Annotated in this window: 15 protein-coding genes; 6 read left to right on the top strand and 9 right to left on the bottom strand. The window is 65.4% G+C overall.

Annotation, left to right across the window (positions count from 1 at the left end; translation table 11 throughout):
* Positions 1-4 precede the first annotated feature (4 nt).
* A complete protein-coding gene (gene smc / locus D4Q51_RS12260) occupies positions 5-3,427 on the top strand; it encodes a chromosome segregation protein SMC (protein ID WP_120078061.1) in 3,423 nt (1,140 codons plus the stop codon).
* Positions 3,428-3,475: 48 nt separating this feature from the next.
* On the opposite strand, the gene D4Q51_RS12255 is transcribed toward smc, so the two are convergent.
* On the bottom strand, positions 3,476-3,922 hold the full coding sequence (locus D4Q51_RS12255; protein ID WP_240624712.1) for a hypothetical protein: 447 nt from the start codon (positions 3,920-3,922) through the stop codon (positions 3,476-3,478).
* A gap of 155 nt (positions 3,923-4,077) precedes the next feature.
* Positions 4,078-4,515 carry a redox-sensitive transcriptional activator SoxR gene (soxR, locus tag D4Q51_RS12250; RefSeq protein ID WP_120078060.1) on the bottom strand — a complete coding sequence of 146 codons (438 nt, stop codon included), beginning with the start codon at positions 4,513-4,515 and terminating at the stop codon, positions 4,078-4,080.
* Between the two features lie 150 nt (positions 4,516-4,665).
* Here soxR and D4Q51_RS12245 point away from each other — a divergent pair, with 150 nt between their 5' ends.
* The gene (locus D4Q51_RS12245) at positions 4,666-5,040 is read left to right on the top strand and encodes a VOC family protein (protein WP_120078733.1); all 375 of its coding nucleotides are present in this window, start codon (positions 4,666-4,668) and stop codon (positions 5,038-5,040) included.
* 16 nt (positions 5,041-5,056) lie between these two features.
* Here the strand turns inward: D4Q51_RS12245 and D4Q51_RS12240 are convergent, their stop codons facing one another.
* Together D4Q51_RS12240 and D4Q51_RS12235 are read right to left on the bottom strand one after the other, a co-directional pair.
* Positions 5,057-6,442 (bottom strand): glutamate--cysteine ligase, encoded by a 1,386-nt coding sequence (locus tag D4Q51_RS12240; protein WP_120078059.1) that lies wholly within the window; start codon positions 6,440-6,442, stop codon positions 5,057-5,059.
* Between the two features lie 60 nt (positions 6,443-6,502).
* Positions 6,503-7,282 (bottom strand): 16S rRNA (uracil(1498)-N(3))-methyltransferase, encoded by a 780-nt coding sequence (locus D4Q51_RS12235; protein WP_120078058.1) that lies wholly within the window; start codon positions 7,280-7,282, stop codon positions 6,503-6,505.
* 39 nt (positions 7,283-7,321) lie between these two features.
* On the opposite strand from D4Q51_RS12235, the gene ubiA reads away from it, so the two are divergent.
* Positions 7,322-8,248 (top strand): 4-hydroxybenzoate octaprenyltransferase, encoded by a 927-nt coding sequence (gene ubiA, locus D4Q51_RS12230; RefSeq protein WP_120078057.1) that lies wholly within the window; start codon positions 7,322-7,324, stop codon positions 8,246-8,248.
* A 4-nt stretch (positions 8,249-8,252) separates the two neighbouring features.
* On the opposite strand, the gene D4Q51_RS12225 is transcribed toward ubiA, so the two are convergent.
* The 5 genes from D4Q51_RS12225 to D4Q51_RS12205 all read right to left on the bottom strand — a co-directional run bounded on the left by D4Q51_RS12225 (position 8,253) and on the right by D4Q51_RS12205 (position 14,014).
* Positions 8,253-9,608 (bottom strand): methyltransferase family protein, encoded by a 1,356-nt coding sequence (locus D4Q51_RS12225; RefSeq protein ID WP_120078056.1) that lies wholly within the window; start codon positions 9,606-9,608, stop codon positions 8,253-8,255.
* 82 nt (positions 9,609-9,690) lie between these two features.
* The gene (locus tag D4Q51_RS12220; RefSeq protein ID WP_120078732.1) at positions 9,691-11,061 is read right to left on the bottom strand and encodes a PQQ-binding-like beta-propeller repeat protein; all 1,371 of its coding nucleotides are present in this window, start codon (positions 11,059-11,061) and stop codon (positions 9,691-9,693) included.
* Between the two features lie 17 nt (positions 11,062-11,078).
* Positions 11,079-11,870: a tetratricopeptide repeat protein gene (locus D4Q51_RS12215; RefSeq protein ID WP_120078055.1), complete on the bottom strand. Its 792-nt coding sequence runs from the start codon at positions 11,868-11,870 to the stop codon at positions 11,079-11,081.
* A 141-nt stretch (positions 11,871-12,011) separates the two neighbouring features.
* Positions 12,012-13,151 carry a glycosyltransferase gene (locus D4Q51_RS12210; RefSeq protein WP_120078054.1) on the bottom strand — a complete coding sequence of 380 codons (1,140 nt, stop codon included), beginning with the start codon at positions 13,149-13,151 and terminating at the stop codon, positions 12,012-12,014.
* A complete protein-coding gene (locus D4Q51_RS12205) occupies positions 13,148-14,014 on the bottom strand; it encodes an alpha/beta fold hydrolase (RefSeq protein WP_120078053.1) in 867 nt (288 codons plus the stop codon). The genes D4Q51_RS12210 and D4Q51_RS12205 overlap by 4 nt, the downstream gene beginning before the upstream one ends.
* 61 nt (positions 14,015-14,075) lie before the next feature.
* Between D4Q51_RS12205 and D4Q51_RS12200 the strand changes: the two genes are divergently transcribed.
* The 3 genes from D4Q51_RS12200 (at position 14,076) to astD (ending at position 17,603) form a co-directional block, all read left to right on the top strand.
* On the top strand, positions 14,076-15,476 hold the full coding sequence (locus tag D4Q51_RS12200) for a protein adenylyltransferase SelO family protein (protein ID WP_120078052.1): 1,401 nt from the start codon (positions 14,076-14,078) through the stop codon (positions 15,474-15,476).
* A 66-nt stretch (positions 15,477-15,542) separates the two neighbouring features.
* On the top strand, positions 15,543-16,001 hold the full coding sequence (locus D4Q51_RS12195) for a DUF3617 domain-containing protein (RefSeq protein ID WP_120078051.1): 459 nt from the start codon (positions 15,543-15,545) through the stop codon (positions 15,999-16,001).
* Positions 16,002-16,184: 183 nt separating this feature from the next.
* Positions 16,185-17,603, top strand: coding sequence for a succinylglutamate-semialdehyde dehydrogenase (gene astD, locus D4Q51_RS12190; protein WP_120078050.1), 1,419 nt, complete (start codon positions 16,185-16,187; stop codon positions 17,601-17,603).
* The last annotated feature ends 102 nt before the right edge of the window (positions 17,604-17,705 follow it).

Here is a 17,705-nt window from a genome sequence, read left to right as displayed (position 1 = left end):
GCTTATGGAGTTTCGCAAGCTCAGACTTAGCGGCTTCAAGAGCTTCGTAGAGCCCGCCGAACTGCGCATAGAACCCGGCCTGACGGGCGTCGTTGGCCCCAACGGTTGTGGCAAGTCCAACGTGCTGGAAGCCATTCGCTGGGTGATGGGGGAGAATTCTCCCAAGTCCATGCGATCGGGCGGCATGGAAGACGTGATCTTTGCCGGCACTGCCAGCCGCCCGCCGCGTGATTTCGCCGAAGTCGTGCTGCACGCAGTCGACGACGAAGGCGAACCGCTGGACGTCACCCGCAGGATCGAACGCGGTGCAGGCAGCGCCTATCGCCTGAACGGCAACGACGTGCGTGCCAAGGATATCGGCCTGCTGTTCGCCGATGCCGCCACCGGCGCGCATTCGCCCGCCCTCGTCAGCCAAGGCAAGATTGCGCAGGTCATCGCTGCGAAGCCCACCGAACGGCGCATGATGCTGGAGGAAGCGGCGGGCATCGCCGGCCTGCACGTGCGCCGCCGCGATGCCGAGAGCAAGCTGCGCAGCACGGAGAAGAACCTCGAGCGGCTCGAAGACCTGATGTCGAGCCTCGATTCGCAGATCGGTTCGCTCAGGCGGCAGGCCAAGCAGGCAGAGCGCTACAAGGCCCTGTCGGACCAGATCCGCGTGGCCGAGGCGCGGTTGGTCTTCGCCCGCTGGCGCGATGCCGCCGCTGCAGCAGATGCGGCGCGCAGGCAGGCAAAGGGCGCTGACGAGGCGGTAGCCGAGGCGCAGGCCGCCGCGAAGGAGGCCCAGAAGACGCAGGCGGCCCTCGCGGAAAAGCTCCACGAACTGCGTGACGAACTGGCCGACCGGCGCGACGATGCCAGCGCCCACGGGCACCGCATGGCGGCCCTCGCCAGCCAGCTGGAAGCGGCAGAGCAGCGCCTTAAAGACCTCGACCGGCAGAAATCGCGCCTCGAGGAAGACAAGATCGACGCGGACCGCATGACGCGCGATGCCGCCAATGCCCTGAAAGAGCTGGAATCCGCGCTCGACAAGGGCGCGAAGGCGCTGGTGGCGGACGAGGCAAACCGCCCCGATATCGCCAAGGCCGTCGACAAGGCGGAGAGCGAGGGGCGCAAGGCGGAACTCGCGCTGGCCAAGGCCACGGCAGACCACGCCGGTGTCGAGGCCGAATGGCGCGTCGCCGAGGCGGAGATTTCGCAGGCGCAGTCACGCGTGGACCGGCTGGAAGCCGAGGCCCGGCGGCTGGAGGATCAGCGCGCGGCGCTTCTGGGCGAAAGCGATCCCGAGGAGGACGTTACCGCTGCGCAGAAGAGCGCCGAGAAGGCCGCAGCGCGGCTGGCGCAGCTGCGCGAGGGGCTGGAACAGGCCCGCGCCCGCAAGGATGAACTCGCCGCCACGCGCGACGAGGCCGCCTCGCAGCTATCCACCGCCCGCGCCGAGCTCGCAGGCGTGGAGCGCGAATGGCAGGCGCTGAAGCGCGACCGCGAAGCGCGCGAGCGGCAGAAGAAGGGAGACCATGGCTTGCCCGCCGCGCTCGACCGCGTGTCGGCGCAGCCCGGATACGAGCGCGCGTTGGCTGCTGCGCTTGGCCGCGATGCCAAGGCACCGCTGGGTTCGCCCGATGCCAAGGCGGAAGGTCGCTACTGGACAGGCTCGAAGCCTCCCTCCCCCGTCGCCGACAGTCTTGCTGCGCACGTGCGCAATTGCCCGCAGGAACTCGCCGCGCGGCTGGCGCTGGTGCACGTGGTCGACACAGATGACGGGCGCAACCTCAAGCCTGGCGAGTGGCTGGTGACGAAGGACGGGTTCCTGCGCCGCTGGGACGGTTTCGTCGCCCGCGGCGAAGGCGCTGCGGAGGCTGCGCGTCTGGAAGCGGACAACCGTTTTACGGCGCTAGAAGGTGAATTGCCCGTGCTGCGCGAGGCTGTCGAGACAGCGACCTTGGCTCAGGACACAGCACAGGCGGAACTCTCCGACCTCCAGCGCGACCTGGTGGCGCAGGAGCGCGGTATCAACGAGGCGTCCGAAGCCGAGCGGCAGGCTCTGCGCGCGCTCGATCAGGCGGAGGCGCGCCGCGAACGCCTGGCCGCCCGGCGCGAGGAACTGGCGACTAGCGGCAAGGACCTGGACGAGCAGAAGGCAGCGGCACTCGCCGACCTCGAAGCCGCCAAGGCGAGGAAAGCCGACCTGCCCGATCCCGAAAGCGGCCGCGCCGCATTGGAAGCCGCCCGCGCCAAGAACGAGGCCGCGCGCGAGGCCGCCCAGTCCGCCGCTGCAGCGCTCGCTTCGCACGACCAGGCGCTGGCCGTTTCGCGCGAGCGTGTCGCCACGCAGCGCAAGGACATGGCCGCCTGGCAGGCCCGCGCAGGCGATGCAGCGAACCGCCTTGCCGGCATGGAAGCCCGGTTCGAGGAGATCGCCGAGGAGCGCGCCGTGATCGCCGCCAAGCCGGCCGGGCTGATGAAGGAAATCGAGGGCGGCGAGGCCGTGCGCGCGCGGTTGGGCGAGGAACTGGCCAAGGCCGAGACCGCCGTGCGCGAGGCCGAGGAACAGGCCCGCGCCGCCGATGCGAGGCTGAACGACGTCAACGAAACGCTCTCCGCCGCACGTGAGACGCGCGCCACGCTGGCTACGCGCGCGGAGAACGAGGAACAGCGCCGCGAGGAAATGGCGCGGCTTTCGGGCGAGCGCTTCCAGTCGCCGCCTCCGTTGCTCCCGACAAAGTTCGAATTCGACGAAGGAAGCGTGAAAGACTCCGCCGCCGAGAGCGAGGAAATGGACCGCCTCACCGCCAGCCGGGAGCGGATCGGGCCGGTCAACCTCGTCGCTGCCGACGAACTGGAGCGGATCGAGGCCGAGCATGGTGCAAGTGCCGCCGAACAGGCCGAACTGGCCGAAGCCGTCGCGCGCCTGCGCGGCTCCATCGGCAATCTCAATCGCGAGGGTCGCGAGCGGCTGCGCAAGGCGTTCGAGGAAGTCGACGGACATTTCCGCAAGCTGTTCGCCCGCCTGTTCGACGGCGGTCAGGCGCACCTTGCGCTGGTGGACAGCGACGATCCGCTGGAAGCGGGCCTGGAGATCTACGCTCAGCCGCCGGGCAAACGGCTCCAGTCGCTAAGCCTGCTGTCAGGCGGCGAACAGGCGCTCACCGCCACGGCGCTGATCTTCGCCCTGTTCCTGACGAACCCCGCCCCCATCTGCGTGTTGGACGAGGTGGATGCCCCGCTGGACGACGCCAATATCGAACGCTTCTGCGACCTGCTGGACGCGATGAACCGCGATACCAAGACCCGCTACCTGATCGTAACCCACAACGCCGTGACCATGAGCCGCATGCACCGCCTGTTCGGCGTGACGATGGTGGAACGCGGCGTCTCTCGCTTGGTCAGTGTGGACCTGGGCGAAGCGGAAGCGATGGCAGCCGAATGATAAAGGGGCGCCGAAAACGGCGCCCCTTCCCCCTGTGAAACGGGTAAATCAGTCGTTCCAGACGAGGCGGCGCAGCAGCATGTCGCTGCCCACGCGCCGGTATTCCGCGCGGCCGGCCGATGCCTGCTGCATCTGTTCTCTCGTCATCTGCATATGTGCACGCATGGCCTCGCCGCGCGCCTCGCCATCCTCGGTAGACGGCCATTCGGAGTAGCGCACGAGCAGATAGAGGTCCGGCTCGCCGTCGCGGGCGTAGGTGTTGGCAAGAATTTCGTAGCTGTCGATCCAACCCTGCTCGACCTGGAAATCCATCGAACTGCGCCACATGCTGGCAAGGTGATTGGCATATTCGAGCTGGTGTCCGTCATCGATGTGGATCGCGCTTACGTCCACATATTCGGCCGGCCGCAGCGGCTGGTCCTGTGCCGCCGCGGCGGCAGGTAGCGCGGCAGCCAGGATAACGGCAGCGGCAGTGCGTTTGATCAGATTCTTCATGACAGAGTCCCCCTGTGAAGCCGCGGCGGGAATTCACCGCAGCAGCGCCGGGAGACGGGCGACCCATCCAGAAACTGGCTGCCCCCCATTGGCAGGCGCAATAATCTATCTTTTTACACGAGAGTCAATTCGCAGTGCAGCAATAGCCTTCTGCGCTAATCCAGCACCGCCCGCGGCCCCGGCCCTTTTAGGCCCAGCTTGTCGTCCTTGTTGTAGAGCTGGCATTTCGTCAGCGACAGGCAGCCGCAGCCGATGCACTGGTCCAGCTGGTTGCGCGTGCGATTGAGAAGCTTGATCTTCTCGTCGATCTGTTCACGCATGGCGCGGCTGATCTTCTGCCAATCCGTCAGCGTGGGGTTGCGGCCCTCGGGCAACTGCGCGAGGTGGTCCTCGATCTCCGCCAGCCCAAGGCCCAGTTTCTGCGCAATCAAAACGAAGCTGACGCGGCGAATGTCGCTGCGCAAGTAACGCCGCTGATTGCCGCCGCTGCGCAAGGGGTGGAGCAGGCCCTTATCCTCGTAGAACCGCAATGCGGACACCGCGACGCCGGTGCGTTTCGAAAGCTGGCCGATGCTGATGAATTGCGCCTGCAAGACTTGTCCCCACTATCCCCGATTTCCACAAATGCTTGACCTCAACTTAGCTTGAGGTTGCATGACAGGGCAAGCAGCGATTCGCGGACGACTTGCACAGGCTCCACGTTCTCGTTGTGAAACAGAAACTTGGAACAAGGAATTGCCATCATGTCGCAAGGTCGAATCGAACACGTCAATCTCACAGTCAGCGATGCCGAGCGTTCGGCGGCGCTGTTCACGAAACTGCTGGGCTGGCACGAACGCTGGCGCGGGGCGTCCAAACTGGGCGGTCGTACGATCCACCTTGGCGAGCGAGACACCTACCTCGCGCTTTACAGCGACGACGAAGGTGCCGAGCGGCGCGAGAAGGGCAAGCCGCTCAACCACGTCGGTTTCGTGGTCGACGATCTCGACGCGGCAGAGCGCGTAGTCAGGGATGCAGGGCTGGAGCCTTTCAACCACGGCGCCTATGATCCGGGCCCTACCAGCTTCTATTTCTTCGACTGGGACGGGATCGAGTTCGAAGTCGCCAGCTACACCTGACGGCGATCGGGCGGCGTCAGAAGGCTTCTTCGTAGACGCGCGAAATGTCGCCGCCCCACTCGCCGTGGTACTTGTCCAGCAAGCGCTGAGCGGGCACCCTGCCGCTCTCCACGATCTCCTTGAGCGGAGCAAGGAAACCGCTTTCGTTGTCGCCCATCGAGTTCTGGCGGCCACGCGCCACCAGTCCGTCGTGCGCAATGTCGAGAACGTGGCGCGCAAGGTCGCGCAGGGTTCCGCCGCGCGGTAGCGGCGCGTCGAGCGCCTGCGCCGGCACGGCATTGCGCAGGTGCTCGCGCTCTTCCATCGTCCAGCCCTTCACCAGGTCCCAGGCGGCTTCGAGCGCGCTGTCATCATACAGCAGCCCCACCCACAGCGCGGGCAGCGCGCAGATTCGGTTCCACGGCCCGCCATCGGCACCGCGCATTTCGAGGAAACTTTTCAGCCGCACTTCGGGAAAAGCGGTGGACAGGTGATCCTCCCAGTCGCTGGCAGTCGGCTTCTCGCCGGGCAGCGCGGGCAGTTCGCCCATCAGGAAATCGCGGAAGCTCTGCCCGGCGGCATCGATGTAGGTGCCGTCGCGGTAGACGAAGTACATCGGCACATCGAGCATGTAGTCGACGTAGCGTTCATAGCCGAAATCGTCGTCGAACACGAAAGGCAGCATGCCGGTGCGGTGCGGATCAGTGTCGGACCAGATGTGGCTGCGATAGGAGAGGAAGCCGTTGGGCTTGCCCTCCGTAAACGGCGAATTGGCGAACAGCGCGGTGGCGAGCGGTTGCAGCGCGAGCCCGGTACGGAACTTCTTCGCCATGTCCGCCTCGCTCGAATAGTCGAGGTTCACCTGGATTGTGCAGGTGCGCAGCATCATGTCGAGGCCCAGGCTGCCTACGCGCGGCATGTGGTTGCGCATGATCTCGTAGCGCTGCTTGGGCATGATCGGCAGGTCTTCGCGCGCCTTGTCCGGCCACATGCCGAGGCCTAGGAAGCCCACGCCGCAGGCCTCGCCCACCTGCTTGCACTGGTCGAGGTGGCGGCCGGTTTCGGCGCAGGTCTGGTGCAGCGTTTCCAGCGGGGCGCCGGACAGTTCAAGCTGGCCCGCAGGTTCAAGGCTGATCGTGCCATCGCTGCCGCTCATGGCGATGGTGTTGACGGTGCCGTCCGGGCCCCGTTCCTTCACCGGCTCCCACCCGAACTGCCGCATCGACATCAGTATGTCGTGAATGCCGCCGTCCTCGCCGTAGGAAGGCGCGTGGAAATCGGAAGTCTTGAAGACGAGCTTCTCGTGCTCCGTGCCAATGCGCCATTTCTCGCGTGGCTTCTCGCCAGCCTGCATGGGTGCGACCAACTGGTCGCGGCTTTCGATCACGGGCTCCTGCCCCTCGGATGCCTTGCGCGTGCTCATGGTGCCAGCCTCTAGCGGATCATGCCGCCGAAGCCAGCAGCAAATTGACCATGTCCCGGGTCAGGCGTCACCAGCCCAGTCGCCCGCCAGCCCCATCCACAGGGCGACTGCGGCAAGCGCAGCGGTTTCTCCGCGAAGGATTCGGGGGCCCAGCGAGATCGGGCGGGCCTGTGGAAGGGCGCGGATCGCCTCGCGCTCCGCATCGTCGAAGCCGCCTTCGGGGCCGGTGAGGATCGCAGCCTTGTGCGCCCCCTCCCCGCGTTCCGGGTACTTGGTGAAGGTGAACGCCTCTGCCGCGGGCCTGCCGCCTTCCTCGTCGGCGAAGAACAGCAGGCGGTCCGTGGGCCAGTCGCGCAACAGGGCGTCGAGCTTCCGCGGCGCTTCCAGTGCGGGCAAGGCGGTGCGGGCGCACTGTTCCGCCGCTTCGGTCACGATGGTGCGGGCGCGGTCCGGATTCAGCTTGTCCGCCACGCAGCGGCGCGTGACGACGGGGTGAATGGCGGCGACACCAAGCTCGGTCGCCTTTTCCAGCACCATGTCGAAACGGTCTTTCTTCAGGAGCGCAGGGCACAGCCAGAAGTCAGGCACGGCCTCGCGCTCGCGCAGCTTTTCACTGACGGTGAGCGAGACGGCGCGCTTCCCCGCCCCCTCCACCACGGCGAGCCATTCGCCAGTCACGTCGTCGCACAGGATAACGGCATCGCCGGGCGACACGCGCATGACCTTGGCGAGATAGTGCCCCTGCTGACCGTCGATGGACAGCACATGCCCTTCGGCAAGACCGTTCTCCACGAAAAGGCGCGGGGCAGACTTGGGCGGCCAGGCGGGCGTTGCGGGCATGGCTTTCCACTAGGGCCAAGCGCGGCTAACAGGCAAGCCATGTCCCCCACTCGTGCCCAATCCGAAACCGTTACGCCCGACAGCGAGCACAAGTCGCTTGCCGAACGCCTGCCGCAGCCCGCGCGCGACTATGCCCTGCTGGCGCGGTTCGACAGGCCCATCGGGTGGTGGCTGCTGTTCTGGCCCTGCGCCTGGGGCACCTGGCTGGCGGGCGCCGGCCTGCAATGGCAGCTTGTCGCTTGGTTCCTGCTGGGGAGCATCGCCATGCGGAGCGCGGGATGCGTCTATAACGACATCGTCGACCGAGACCTGGACAAGAGCGTGACGCGCACGGCCAATCGCCCCATCGCCAGCGGCAGGGTGAGCCGAAAGCAGGCGTGGATTTGGCTGCTGGCGCTGTGCGGCGTTGGCCTGATCGTGCTGCTGCAACTGCGCTGGGAGGCGCAGCTGGTCGCGCTTGGCAGCCTTGCGCTGGTGGCGGCCTATCCCTTCATGAAGCGGATTACGTGGTGGCCACAGGCGTGGCTGGGCCTCGTCTTCACCTGGGGCGCGCTGGTGGGCTGGACTGCGCTGCGCGGAGACAATCTCGGCGTGATGCTGGCTCTGTATGCGGGTGCCTTCTTCTGGTGCATGGGGTACGACACGATTTACGCCATGCAGGATCGGGAGGATGATGCGCTGGTCGGCATCAAGTCCTCCGCCCTGCGGCTTGGCAACAGGGTGAAACCGGGCGTCGCGGGCTTCTATGCTGCTGCCGTGGCGCTTTGGGCGCTGGCCTTCTGGCAATTGCGCGGCGATTGGATCGCGCTGTTGGCACTCCTCCCGGCAGCTCTGCACCTTGGCTGGCAGGTGGTGACGCTGGACGGAGACGACCCGATGAACCTGCTCACCCGCTTCCGCTCGAACCGCTATGCAGGCGCGCTGGTGGCGGCTGCATGCTTCGTCGTCGGCAACGCGGGCGGCTGATAACCTACTCCGCCGGTTGCGGCACCGGATCGGCCTTTCGCGGGTTCATCCGACGGGTCAGGCGCGCAAGACGCGACGTGATGACGCCGTTCTCCTGCATCCAGTCGTAGTATTCGCGGTACTTCGGATCCTCAGCCAGCAGGTGCGCCTCCTCCGTGCGGGCCCGCCAGTAGTAGATGACGCTCACCACACCCAGGAACACGGTATTGCGGATCGCGTCCGTCATGGTGTCCGAGGTGACAAGGAAGGGCATGTAGCAGAACCACCAGAAGGCATTCTTGGAAAGGTAGGCCGGGTGCCTCGTGTAGCGATACGGCCCATTGGTAATCACGCCGCGATAGGTGAGGTTGGAAAAGCGAATGCCGAAAGCCACCGTCGCCCATGCGTAGATAGCGGTGAGGAAGACCAGCCACGCAGCCCAAAGGTATAGCATCGGCGTATTGCCTGCGAACCAGTAGGCCCAGTCGGCGGTGTTGTATTCATACTGGATCATCCCGCCTTCGCCCATGATGCCATAGACGAACGGCGGATAGCACAGCAGCGCGGCCACCCATCCGGCAAGGAAGGGGTTGCCGCTGCGAATGTGGGCGTCGAGCGGCCTGAGAGTGAGCAGGTAGCCGACAGTCCCGATCTGCACGTCGATCACGAACAGAAGCTCGAACAGCGTTACGCCGAGACGGACCGGATCGTTCAGGATGTCCGCACCACTGGCTTCCACGACGGCGGCGAAACCGGGCGCGAGGATGCCGATCATGAAGGCGCTGAAGAACCCCTTGATAATCCAGGCACGCCAATGCTTCTTCACCTGCTCGCCGTCCCACGCCTCGCGCCCCACCAGCATGGCGCCGAAGTGCCAGCAGTGGTCCTTCGGGTTCACCATCACCCGGTCGATCCAGATGACGTAGGGCACGGAAAGGACGAACATGGGCACCACGGCCCAGCCGATGACCTGCATCGCAAACAGGTAATTGCCGTCCCAGTACCAGCGGCCCAGCATGTAGAACGCGCCGATGATGAACCACGTGGCCCACAGCCCGGCAAGCTTGGTGGTGGACACGTCCAGCACTTCTGACACCGGGCGGCGGCGCGACCAGTCTATGCCGGTGCTGGGATTGCGGTGGACCTTTTCCACCAGCACCGACCATGCCGCCATGGCTATGCCCGTCAGCACCATCGTTGCGAGCGCAGCGTTGGGACCGGATAGCCGCCCGCGATCGTTTGCCCAGCCCATGAACTCGCAGATTTCCGGCCAGCTGCGCGCAAGCAGGATGCAGGACAGCAGCGTGATCAGGCCGACTAGACCCACCCACGGGGAAACATCGCTGGCCGGGGGCCGCGAATCCTGCATCTTTGCGCTCATCGCCGCCGTGGTAGGCGCGAACGGTTAAAGGCCGGGTAACACCCGGCCCCATTCCCTCGCCAATGTCCCTGTAAGGAACAGCTTAGCGGAAGGCGTGAATCTCGCCGCTATCGTCGAGTATATAGAGCATGTTGTTCGCCACCACGGGGGGCAGCGACACGCCATCGTCAAGCTCGGTGAAATCGGTGGCCTCGCCGGTCATCACGTCGACGCTCTTCACCACGCCGCGGCTGCTGGCGATCCACAGGCGACCGCTGGCCAGCACGGGGCCGGTCCAGAAAATCGGCCCCTCGCGGTCCTCTGCATCACGCCAGCGATCGAACTGGCTGAGCCAGCGGATGCGGCCGGTGTTGCGCTGGATGGCCAGAAGCTGCGCATCGTCGGTCAGCGTGAACACCCATTCGCCCACTACCGTGGGGGTGGAAATGCCCGCCAAAGTCAGTTCCCAGATGCGCTGCCCGGTCAGCAGTTCATAGGCGGCCATGCGGCCACCCTGGCCCAGCGCATAGACGCGGCCCTGGTCGATGATGGGATCGGCGTCCACGTCGGTCAGCGTGCCTACCTGCGTGCTGATCGAGGTGCGGGCAAGCGCGTCAGACCATAGCTCGCGACCATTCTCGTAACGGTAGGCGACCAGTTCGCCGGTGGAGAACCCGGCAACGACAGTGCCCTGCCCGGCAGCCGGAGCCGCCACGCCGAACACGCCGGACTGGCCGGAAGCAGCGGCGCGTTGCCAAACGATCTCGCCATCGTCCGTGTCGAGCGCGAAGACCTGGTTGTCCTGCGTCATCACGAACACTTCGTTGAACGCGATGGTGGGCGCGCCGCGCAGCGGACCGGCAGGCTTCGCGCGCCATAGCTGTGCGCCCGTCTCGGCATCCAGAGCCACAACGTCGCCCACGCCGTTGGTCGCATAGACGCGGCCATTGTCATAAGCCGCACCGCCGCCGAAGGTTGCGTCGCGCAAGTCGCCCGACACCTGGATCTGGTGCTGCCAGCGCCGCGCGCCGGTGGCAGCGTCGAATGCGTGAATAACGGCAGCAGTATCCACTACGAACAGCTTTCCGCCACCCACCACGGGTGCGGCGGCAAGGCGGCGGGTCTTGGTGGTCCCGGCAATGCTTGCCGTCCACGCTCGGGTGGGGTTGTTCGAAAGGGTGACGTGGCCGGGCACCTTCGCGGCATTGCCGCCAGCCTGCGGCCAGGTCTCGTTGGTCTGCGCCGGGGGCACCACGACCGCGACGTTCGCCAGGGCCGGATCGGCGCTGATATCGGTGGCGATGCGCGACAGGATCGGCACACGGTTGCCGGTGGTGGGCGTCTGTTCCTCGTCACCCCCGCCGCCGAACAGGCCACCGGCGCAACCGGCAAGAGCCAGCGCGAGCATGGGGACGGCGGTCTTCTTTGCCCAGCTACGGGCCCCGTTTCGATTAGGGCGGTTGCGGTTCGTCATCGTCATAAATCTCGCTCTTATTCGACCAGCTCTACGGCCGGTTCTTCGAGGTCCTGCCCGGTCATTTCGGCAAGCGTGGCATCGACATCCTCGATCGCGTCGAAGCCCAGCAAACCCGCCAGGCGGCGCGCACGCTCGCGGATGGAGCCGGGCACTTCGTCGTTCCCGGCGATATCGACGAGCAGCGCACCTGCCTCGTCGTTCTTATCCTGGGCGAGGTAGGCATGGGCCACCAGTTCGCCTGCACTGCCGTAATAGGGGTTATCCGCCACGGCCAGCGGCCCGACGCGGTCGATCACTTCCTGCGGATCGAGTTGATCGAAACGGGCGGTGACGCTGCGGATGGTGGCGACGTCGCGCAGTTCGGCGGGCAGGTCTGCGTCATTGGCGATCTCGTCGAACAGGGCGGCACCTGCCTCGGCATCGCCTCGTTCCACCGCGATCCCGGCGCGCAGCATCCTGGCCATCGCCGCCGTGCCGCCTTCGCCCTGCGCCAGAAGCGCCAGTTCATCGTCGGCGATGTCGATGTTGCCAGCTTCCAGTTCGTCGATGGCGACGATCAACTGATCGGACTGTTCTTCGAGGTTGCCTTCCTGGCTGCCCTGCCACCACAGGAAACCGGCGAAGGCCGCCATGGCAAGTACGAAGGCAATGCCCAGCGGCCAGCCGTATTTCTTCGCGAAATCGCCCACTTCGTCTTGGCGGACGGCCTCGTCCACCTCGCGCATGAGCATATCCTGCTCCGCATCGGCGCGATCTCGCGACTTCGAACGGGCGGGCACGTTGGTGTTGGTCGGTTCTTTGGCCACTAGCTTTCGATCATGTCCGGATTTGATATCAAGCCGCGCTCTTTAACGGATGGTGCGGGCTTTTCAATCGAAGAGGCGAGAGTGTCCCCGTCGTGGTGAACGCCCCATGAAGCGCGTTTGATCTCCAACAGGGTGGCCAAGTCACTGGCCACGCGGATATTTCTGCATCAGGCCCCAGTACAGCGCGCGGTAGCGTTCAATCATGCGGCGCTCGTCGAATTCCTCGCGCGCTTTCTGACGGTTGGCCTGTCCCATACGCTTTCGCGTTGCGGGATCCTCGGCCAGCCGTGTCAGCGACCGGCGCAGTTCGGTCTCGTCATCCGGCTCTACCAGAGCAGGCCCGTTGTCGCTCGACACCATGGAGCCGATGTCACCCACGCGCGGCGCGACGACGGGCAGACCGGCGGCCATGGCCTCTACAAGGGAGATGGGAAACTGCTCCGAGTGGCTGGAGAGCGCGAACATGTCGAACAGGCCGATCAGCTTGGCAGGCTCCGTCACGAAGCCGGGCAGGTGGACGCGGTCTTCGACGCCCACGCGCTCCGCCTCGGCCAGCAGGGCATCGCGCTCCGGCCCCTCTCCGGCGATTACCAGCTGCCATTCGGGCGGCATCCATTCCATTGCCCGCACCAGCACATCGAGCTGCTTGACCGCGCGCAGGCCGGCAATGGTGCCCAGCCAGAACTCGTCTTTGTGCTTGATGAGGCCGGGCAGGATGTCGCGCTTGGGCGGAGCGGCAAAGGCACGGGTGTCGATGCCGTTGGGAATACGCCGCACGCGCGTTCGCGGCTGGCTCCACACGTTAAGAGCGATGTCCTCCAGCTTGGCCGAGGGCACCACCAGCGCCGCCGTGCGCCCCAGCGCGATCTTGCGGTACCAGTTGCGCCGCTTCTTCAGGCGCTTCGCCTCGTCCTCGTTGAAGCCGTCCTCGTGATGCACCAGCGGCGGCAGCTTGAAGGCATCGGCAAAGACCGTGTGCGCCATCACCGCATCGATCGCGCCCCAGTTGTAAGTGCATACGAGATCGTAACCCCGCATCCCCTTCGCCAATGCCGCCAGCCGCCCCGGCGTGGGCCTGCCCTGCAGCGGGGGGAACTTGGGCCACGAAACACGCGCCTTCTTGCCCAGCATCGCCGCCGCGCCGCGCTTCTCCAGATCGCCCGAGACGATCGCGTGGTCCACTTCCTTGCCCCATTCGTTGATGAGGCGGACATTGCGCAGTTCCTTGCCCCCTGCATCGAAAGTGGAGTGCAGGTGCAGTATCTTTGGTGTCTTGCTCATGCCTGTGCCACCTTGGCCAGCAGCCGCGCGATGGCTTCCAGCGCGGCGGGTTCTTCCAGCGTGGGCGCGTGGCCGACACCCGGCACGGTGACGAGTTCCATGCCTTTCACTTCCTCGCCCATACGGCGGAAGGTCGCGTCGGAGAGCAGGTCCGACAGTTCACCGCGCAATGCCAGCAGCGGCAGCCCTTCCAGAGACTTCAGCGCAGGCCACAGGTCCACGCCCAGCCCGCCACCGGGCTGCGCGAACGGAAGGGCGATCTTCATGTCGTAATCGTAGGCGATACGCCCGTTGCCCGACACGCACATCAGCCGCTTGGTGTAGCGCAGCCAGTCCTCGATATCGAAACCGGGATAAATGTGGCTCGCCCCGTCGCGCGTGGCCCAGGCGGCGTGCATCCATGTGGGATAGCTGCGGCCCTGCCCCACGTAGTCGCGAATACGCTCCATCCCGTCTTCCTCGATCACGGGACCGATATCGTTGATGACGGCGCCTGCGAATTTCACCCCCGCCTGTGCCAGCAACATGGTGATAATCCCGCCAAGCGAGGTGCCCACGGCCACCACTTCGCCCAGGTCTGCCTGCTCGATCAGGGCGGTCACGTCCTCTATATAATGGGCAGGTGTGTAGCTGGCGGGATCCTTGGCATAGTCGCTCTGCCCGCGCCCGCGCAGGTCCGCGCAGACCACCCGCCATTCCCCCGCGAAGGTTTCGGCCAGCGGCTCGAAATCGCGGGCATTGCGGGTTAGGCCGGGGATGCACAGGATCGGCGGGCGGTCGGCCCGTCCGGGATAGTCCCTGTAATGCAGAGTCAGCCCGTCGCTGCTTTCCCAAGTGCCTGTCGAGTAGGCCGCGTCGCTCAAATCATGTCCCTTTGTCCCGCGCGCCTTGCGGTGCGCCTTGCGAAGGGCCACTAATGGATGGATGCGACACGAACCGCAACCGGCCAAGTACACACCCGACACACGAATTGACGAGGTGGCGGATTTCCTTGCCGATCCGGTCGCCGCCGCCGACTTCCCGAAGAATGTGCTGCGATTTCGCAACCGCAGGTGGGACAAGGCCGTGGGTCTGGATTCGCTGTCGGACGAGGACTGGCTACGCCACTTCGGCCAGTTCGAACCGCTGCCGGATAACCTGCCCCGGCCGCTCGCGCTCAGGTATCACGGGCACCAGTTCCGCGTTTACAATCCGGAAATCGGCGACGGTCGCGGTTTCCTGTTCGCGCAGATGCGGGACGGCGAAGGCCGCCTGCTGGACCTTGGCACAAAGGGCAGCGGCACCACGCCCTACAGTCGCACCGCAGACGGTCGCCTGACGCTGAAAGGCGGGGTGCGCGAGATACTCGCCACCGAGATGCTGGAAGCGCTGGGCGTGAACACGTCCAAGACCTTCTCCATCATCGAGACCGGCGAAGCGCTGGAGCGCGGGGACGAGCCGTCTCCCACCCGCTCCGCCGTAATGGTGCGCCTGAGCCATGGGCACATCCGCATCGGCAGCTTCCAGCGGCTGATGGCATTCGAGGAGAACGAGCATCTCGCCCGGCTGGTCGACTATTGCCTCGCCACCTACCCCGGCCCGCCCCCGCCCGACGACGCGCCGGGGCGCGATGAGCCCGCGATCCGACTTATACACCAGGTGACGGAGCGGATGGCGGACCTTGCTGCCAGCTACATGGTGGCAGGATTTGTCCACGGCGTGCTCAACACCGACAACATGAACATCACCGGCGAGAGCTTCGATTACGGCCCCTGGCGCTGGCTGCCCCGGTGGGACCCCGGCTTCACCGCCGCCTATTTCGACCAGACCGGCCTCTACGCCTTCGGCCGCCAGCCCGAAGCGATCCGCTGGAACCTTGGCCAGTTCGCCATCGCCCTGCGCCCGCTGGTTGAGGCAGAGCCGCTGGTCGCCGCGCTGGAGCGGTTCGGCACGCTCTACCATCACGCAATGGCGCGCCGGTTCTGCTGGCGGCTGGGGATCGAGGAGCGCGGACTGGAGACCGATGCCGCTGTCATCAATGCTGCCGAGGGCACGATGCGGGAAGGCAAGATGGGGCCGGACGCATTCTTCTATCGCCATCGCGGAGGCAGGAACGCGCAAGGAGCGCTGGCAGACGCGCTGGAGGGCAGCAAGCCGCTCGATTTCAGTCACGAATACTGGAACGAGGGCGCGCCCGAATCGATGCTGATCGACGAGGTCGAGACGCTGTGGTCCGCCATCGACGAACGCGACGACTGGGCACCGCTTCACGACAAGGTTGCTCGCCTGCGCCGCGTGGGCGAGGCGCTGGGCGAACCGCCCTCTCCGCCTGCGCACGAGGGATGATTGGCGCTGAACCCGGTGATTTGATACGCTGGCATGTAATTGCCGTATCCAATCAGGGGGAAGACCATGCGCAAGTTAGCAATAGTTGGCATCGCAACCGCCGCCATCGCCACTTCGGCCTGGGCCATCGAGCCGGGCAATTGGGAAACCAACAGCCGCCTCGCCGATCTACAGCTGCCGGCAGACATGCCGCCGCAGGCTGCCGACATGATGCGCCAGATCATGGGCGGCGAGGGCATGACGGCGCAGAACTGCATCACGCAGGACGATATCGACAACTCACCTGAACGCATCTTCGAGGAAACCAACGGTGAGTGCCGCTACACCGAATTCGAGATGTCGGGCGGCGAAATCCATGCCGTGGCCCAGTGCGAGAGCGACGAAGGTACGATGGATATGACCATGGACGGCACCTACACCGCGTCCACCTACGACATGACCATGTCGATGCGCGGGAACATGGGCATGGGGCCGATGACCATGACCTTCGACGTTACCGGGCGCCGTCTCGGCGATTGCGGGTGACCGGCGTTTTGAGGCTGGAGTTGACAATCCGGCCTGCACGTTAAATCTGGCACGATAAATCTGGTTTGCGTTGAAACCGGTTTGCTTGGCGAGGATTTCCCTCGAGAGTTAACCCCACTTTGCCCGCGCGCAGCAATTCTGTAAGCCGCGCGGGACGTTCATCCTGAAGAAGGGCAGCCCGCCTTGAGCCACACCGCCGAACTCATCTCGTACGAGCCTGCTACCGGAGCCGAATTGTGGCGCGCCGCCCACGGCAATGTGGACGAACTGGTCGACCGCGCACGGCGCGCGTGGCCCGCATGGGCGTCCGAGCCGCTTTCGAAGCGCATAGAATTGGTGCGCCGCTTCGCCATCCAGGTGGAAAAGGACCAGGAGGCTTTTGCCCAGCTGATCGCGCGCGAAACGGGCAAGCCGCTGTGGGAAGCGCGCACGGAAGTGGCCGCCGTGATCGCCAAGGTCGATATCTCGATCAAGGCCTATTCGGAGCGGACCGGCCAGCGGAAACTCGACAGCGCGCTGCAGGGCTCTGCCGCGCTGCGCCACAAGCCGCACGGCGTAATGGCGGTGCTCGGCCCTTACAATTTCCCCGCACACCTGCCCAACGGACACATCATCCCGGCCCTGATCGCGGGCAATGCCATCGTCTTCAAGCCGTCCGAGAAAACGCCCGCCGTGGGCGAGGCGCTGGTCGGCTATTTCGCCAAGACGGGCATTCCGGCGGACCTGGTGCAATGCCTTGTCGGCGGGCCTGACGAGGGTAAGGCGCTGGTGGCCCATCCCGGCGTCGACGGCGTTCTGTTCACCGGCAGCGCGCAGGTGGGCATTGCCATCAACCGCAAGCTGGCGACCGATCCGGGCAAGATCGTGGCGCTGGAAATGGGCGGCAATAACCCCATCGTGCTCTGGGACACGCCCAAGATGGAGGACGCCGCCGCCCTCATCATCCAGTCCGCTTTTACCACCGCCGGGCAGCGCTGCACCGCAGGCCGCCGCCTGATCGTGAAAAGCTCGATGTATGACGAGGCGGTAAGCGCGGTGAAGAAGCTTGCCAGCCGCATCATCGTGGACGAGCCGTTTGCCGAACCGCAGCCGTTCATGGGCTGCGTGATCGACAACAACACGGCCGACCAGCTTACCGAAAGCTTCCTCTACCTGCTTTCCAACGGCGGCAAGGCCATCAGCCATCTGCGTCGCCCCATCGACGACAAGCCCTTCCTCTCGCCCTCGATCATCGATGTGACGGGCATGAAGGAACGACCCGATGTGGAGCTGTTCGGTCCGCTGCTGCAGGTCATCAAGGTGGACGATTTCGACGAGGCGATTGCCGAAGCGAACAACACCCGTTTCGGGCTGTCGGCATCGCTGATCGGCGGAGATCCCAAGCAATACAACCGCTTCTGGGCGAACATTCGCGCAGGCATCGTCAACTGGAACAGGCCCACCAACGGCGCATCCAGCGCCGCACCCTTCGGCGGCATTGGCCTCTCCGGCAACCATCGCCCAGCTGCCTATTACGCTGCCGACTATTGCGCCTACCCGGTGACAAGCACCGAGGTGGACCAGCCGCGCGCCAGCGTCGGCGTCGGGTTTACCGAGGGCTGAGCGACCGCTCATAAAAGCGAACAAGGCGCCCGGACCCGTAAGCCCGGACGCCTTGGCGCGACCCCCCTAAACACGACCCGAAGGGTCGCGCTTCAGTTGCTG

Source organism: Aurantiacibacter odishensis, from assembly GCF_003605195.1.
Taxonomy (GTDB): Bacteria; Pseudomonadota; Alphaproteobacteria; order Sphingomonadales; family Sphingomonadaceae; genus Alteraurantiacibacter; species Alteraurantiacibacter odishensis.
Note: the sequence above shows the minus strand (reverse complement) of the source record. Positions and strands in the feature narration are given on the sequence as shown.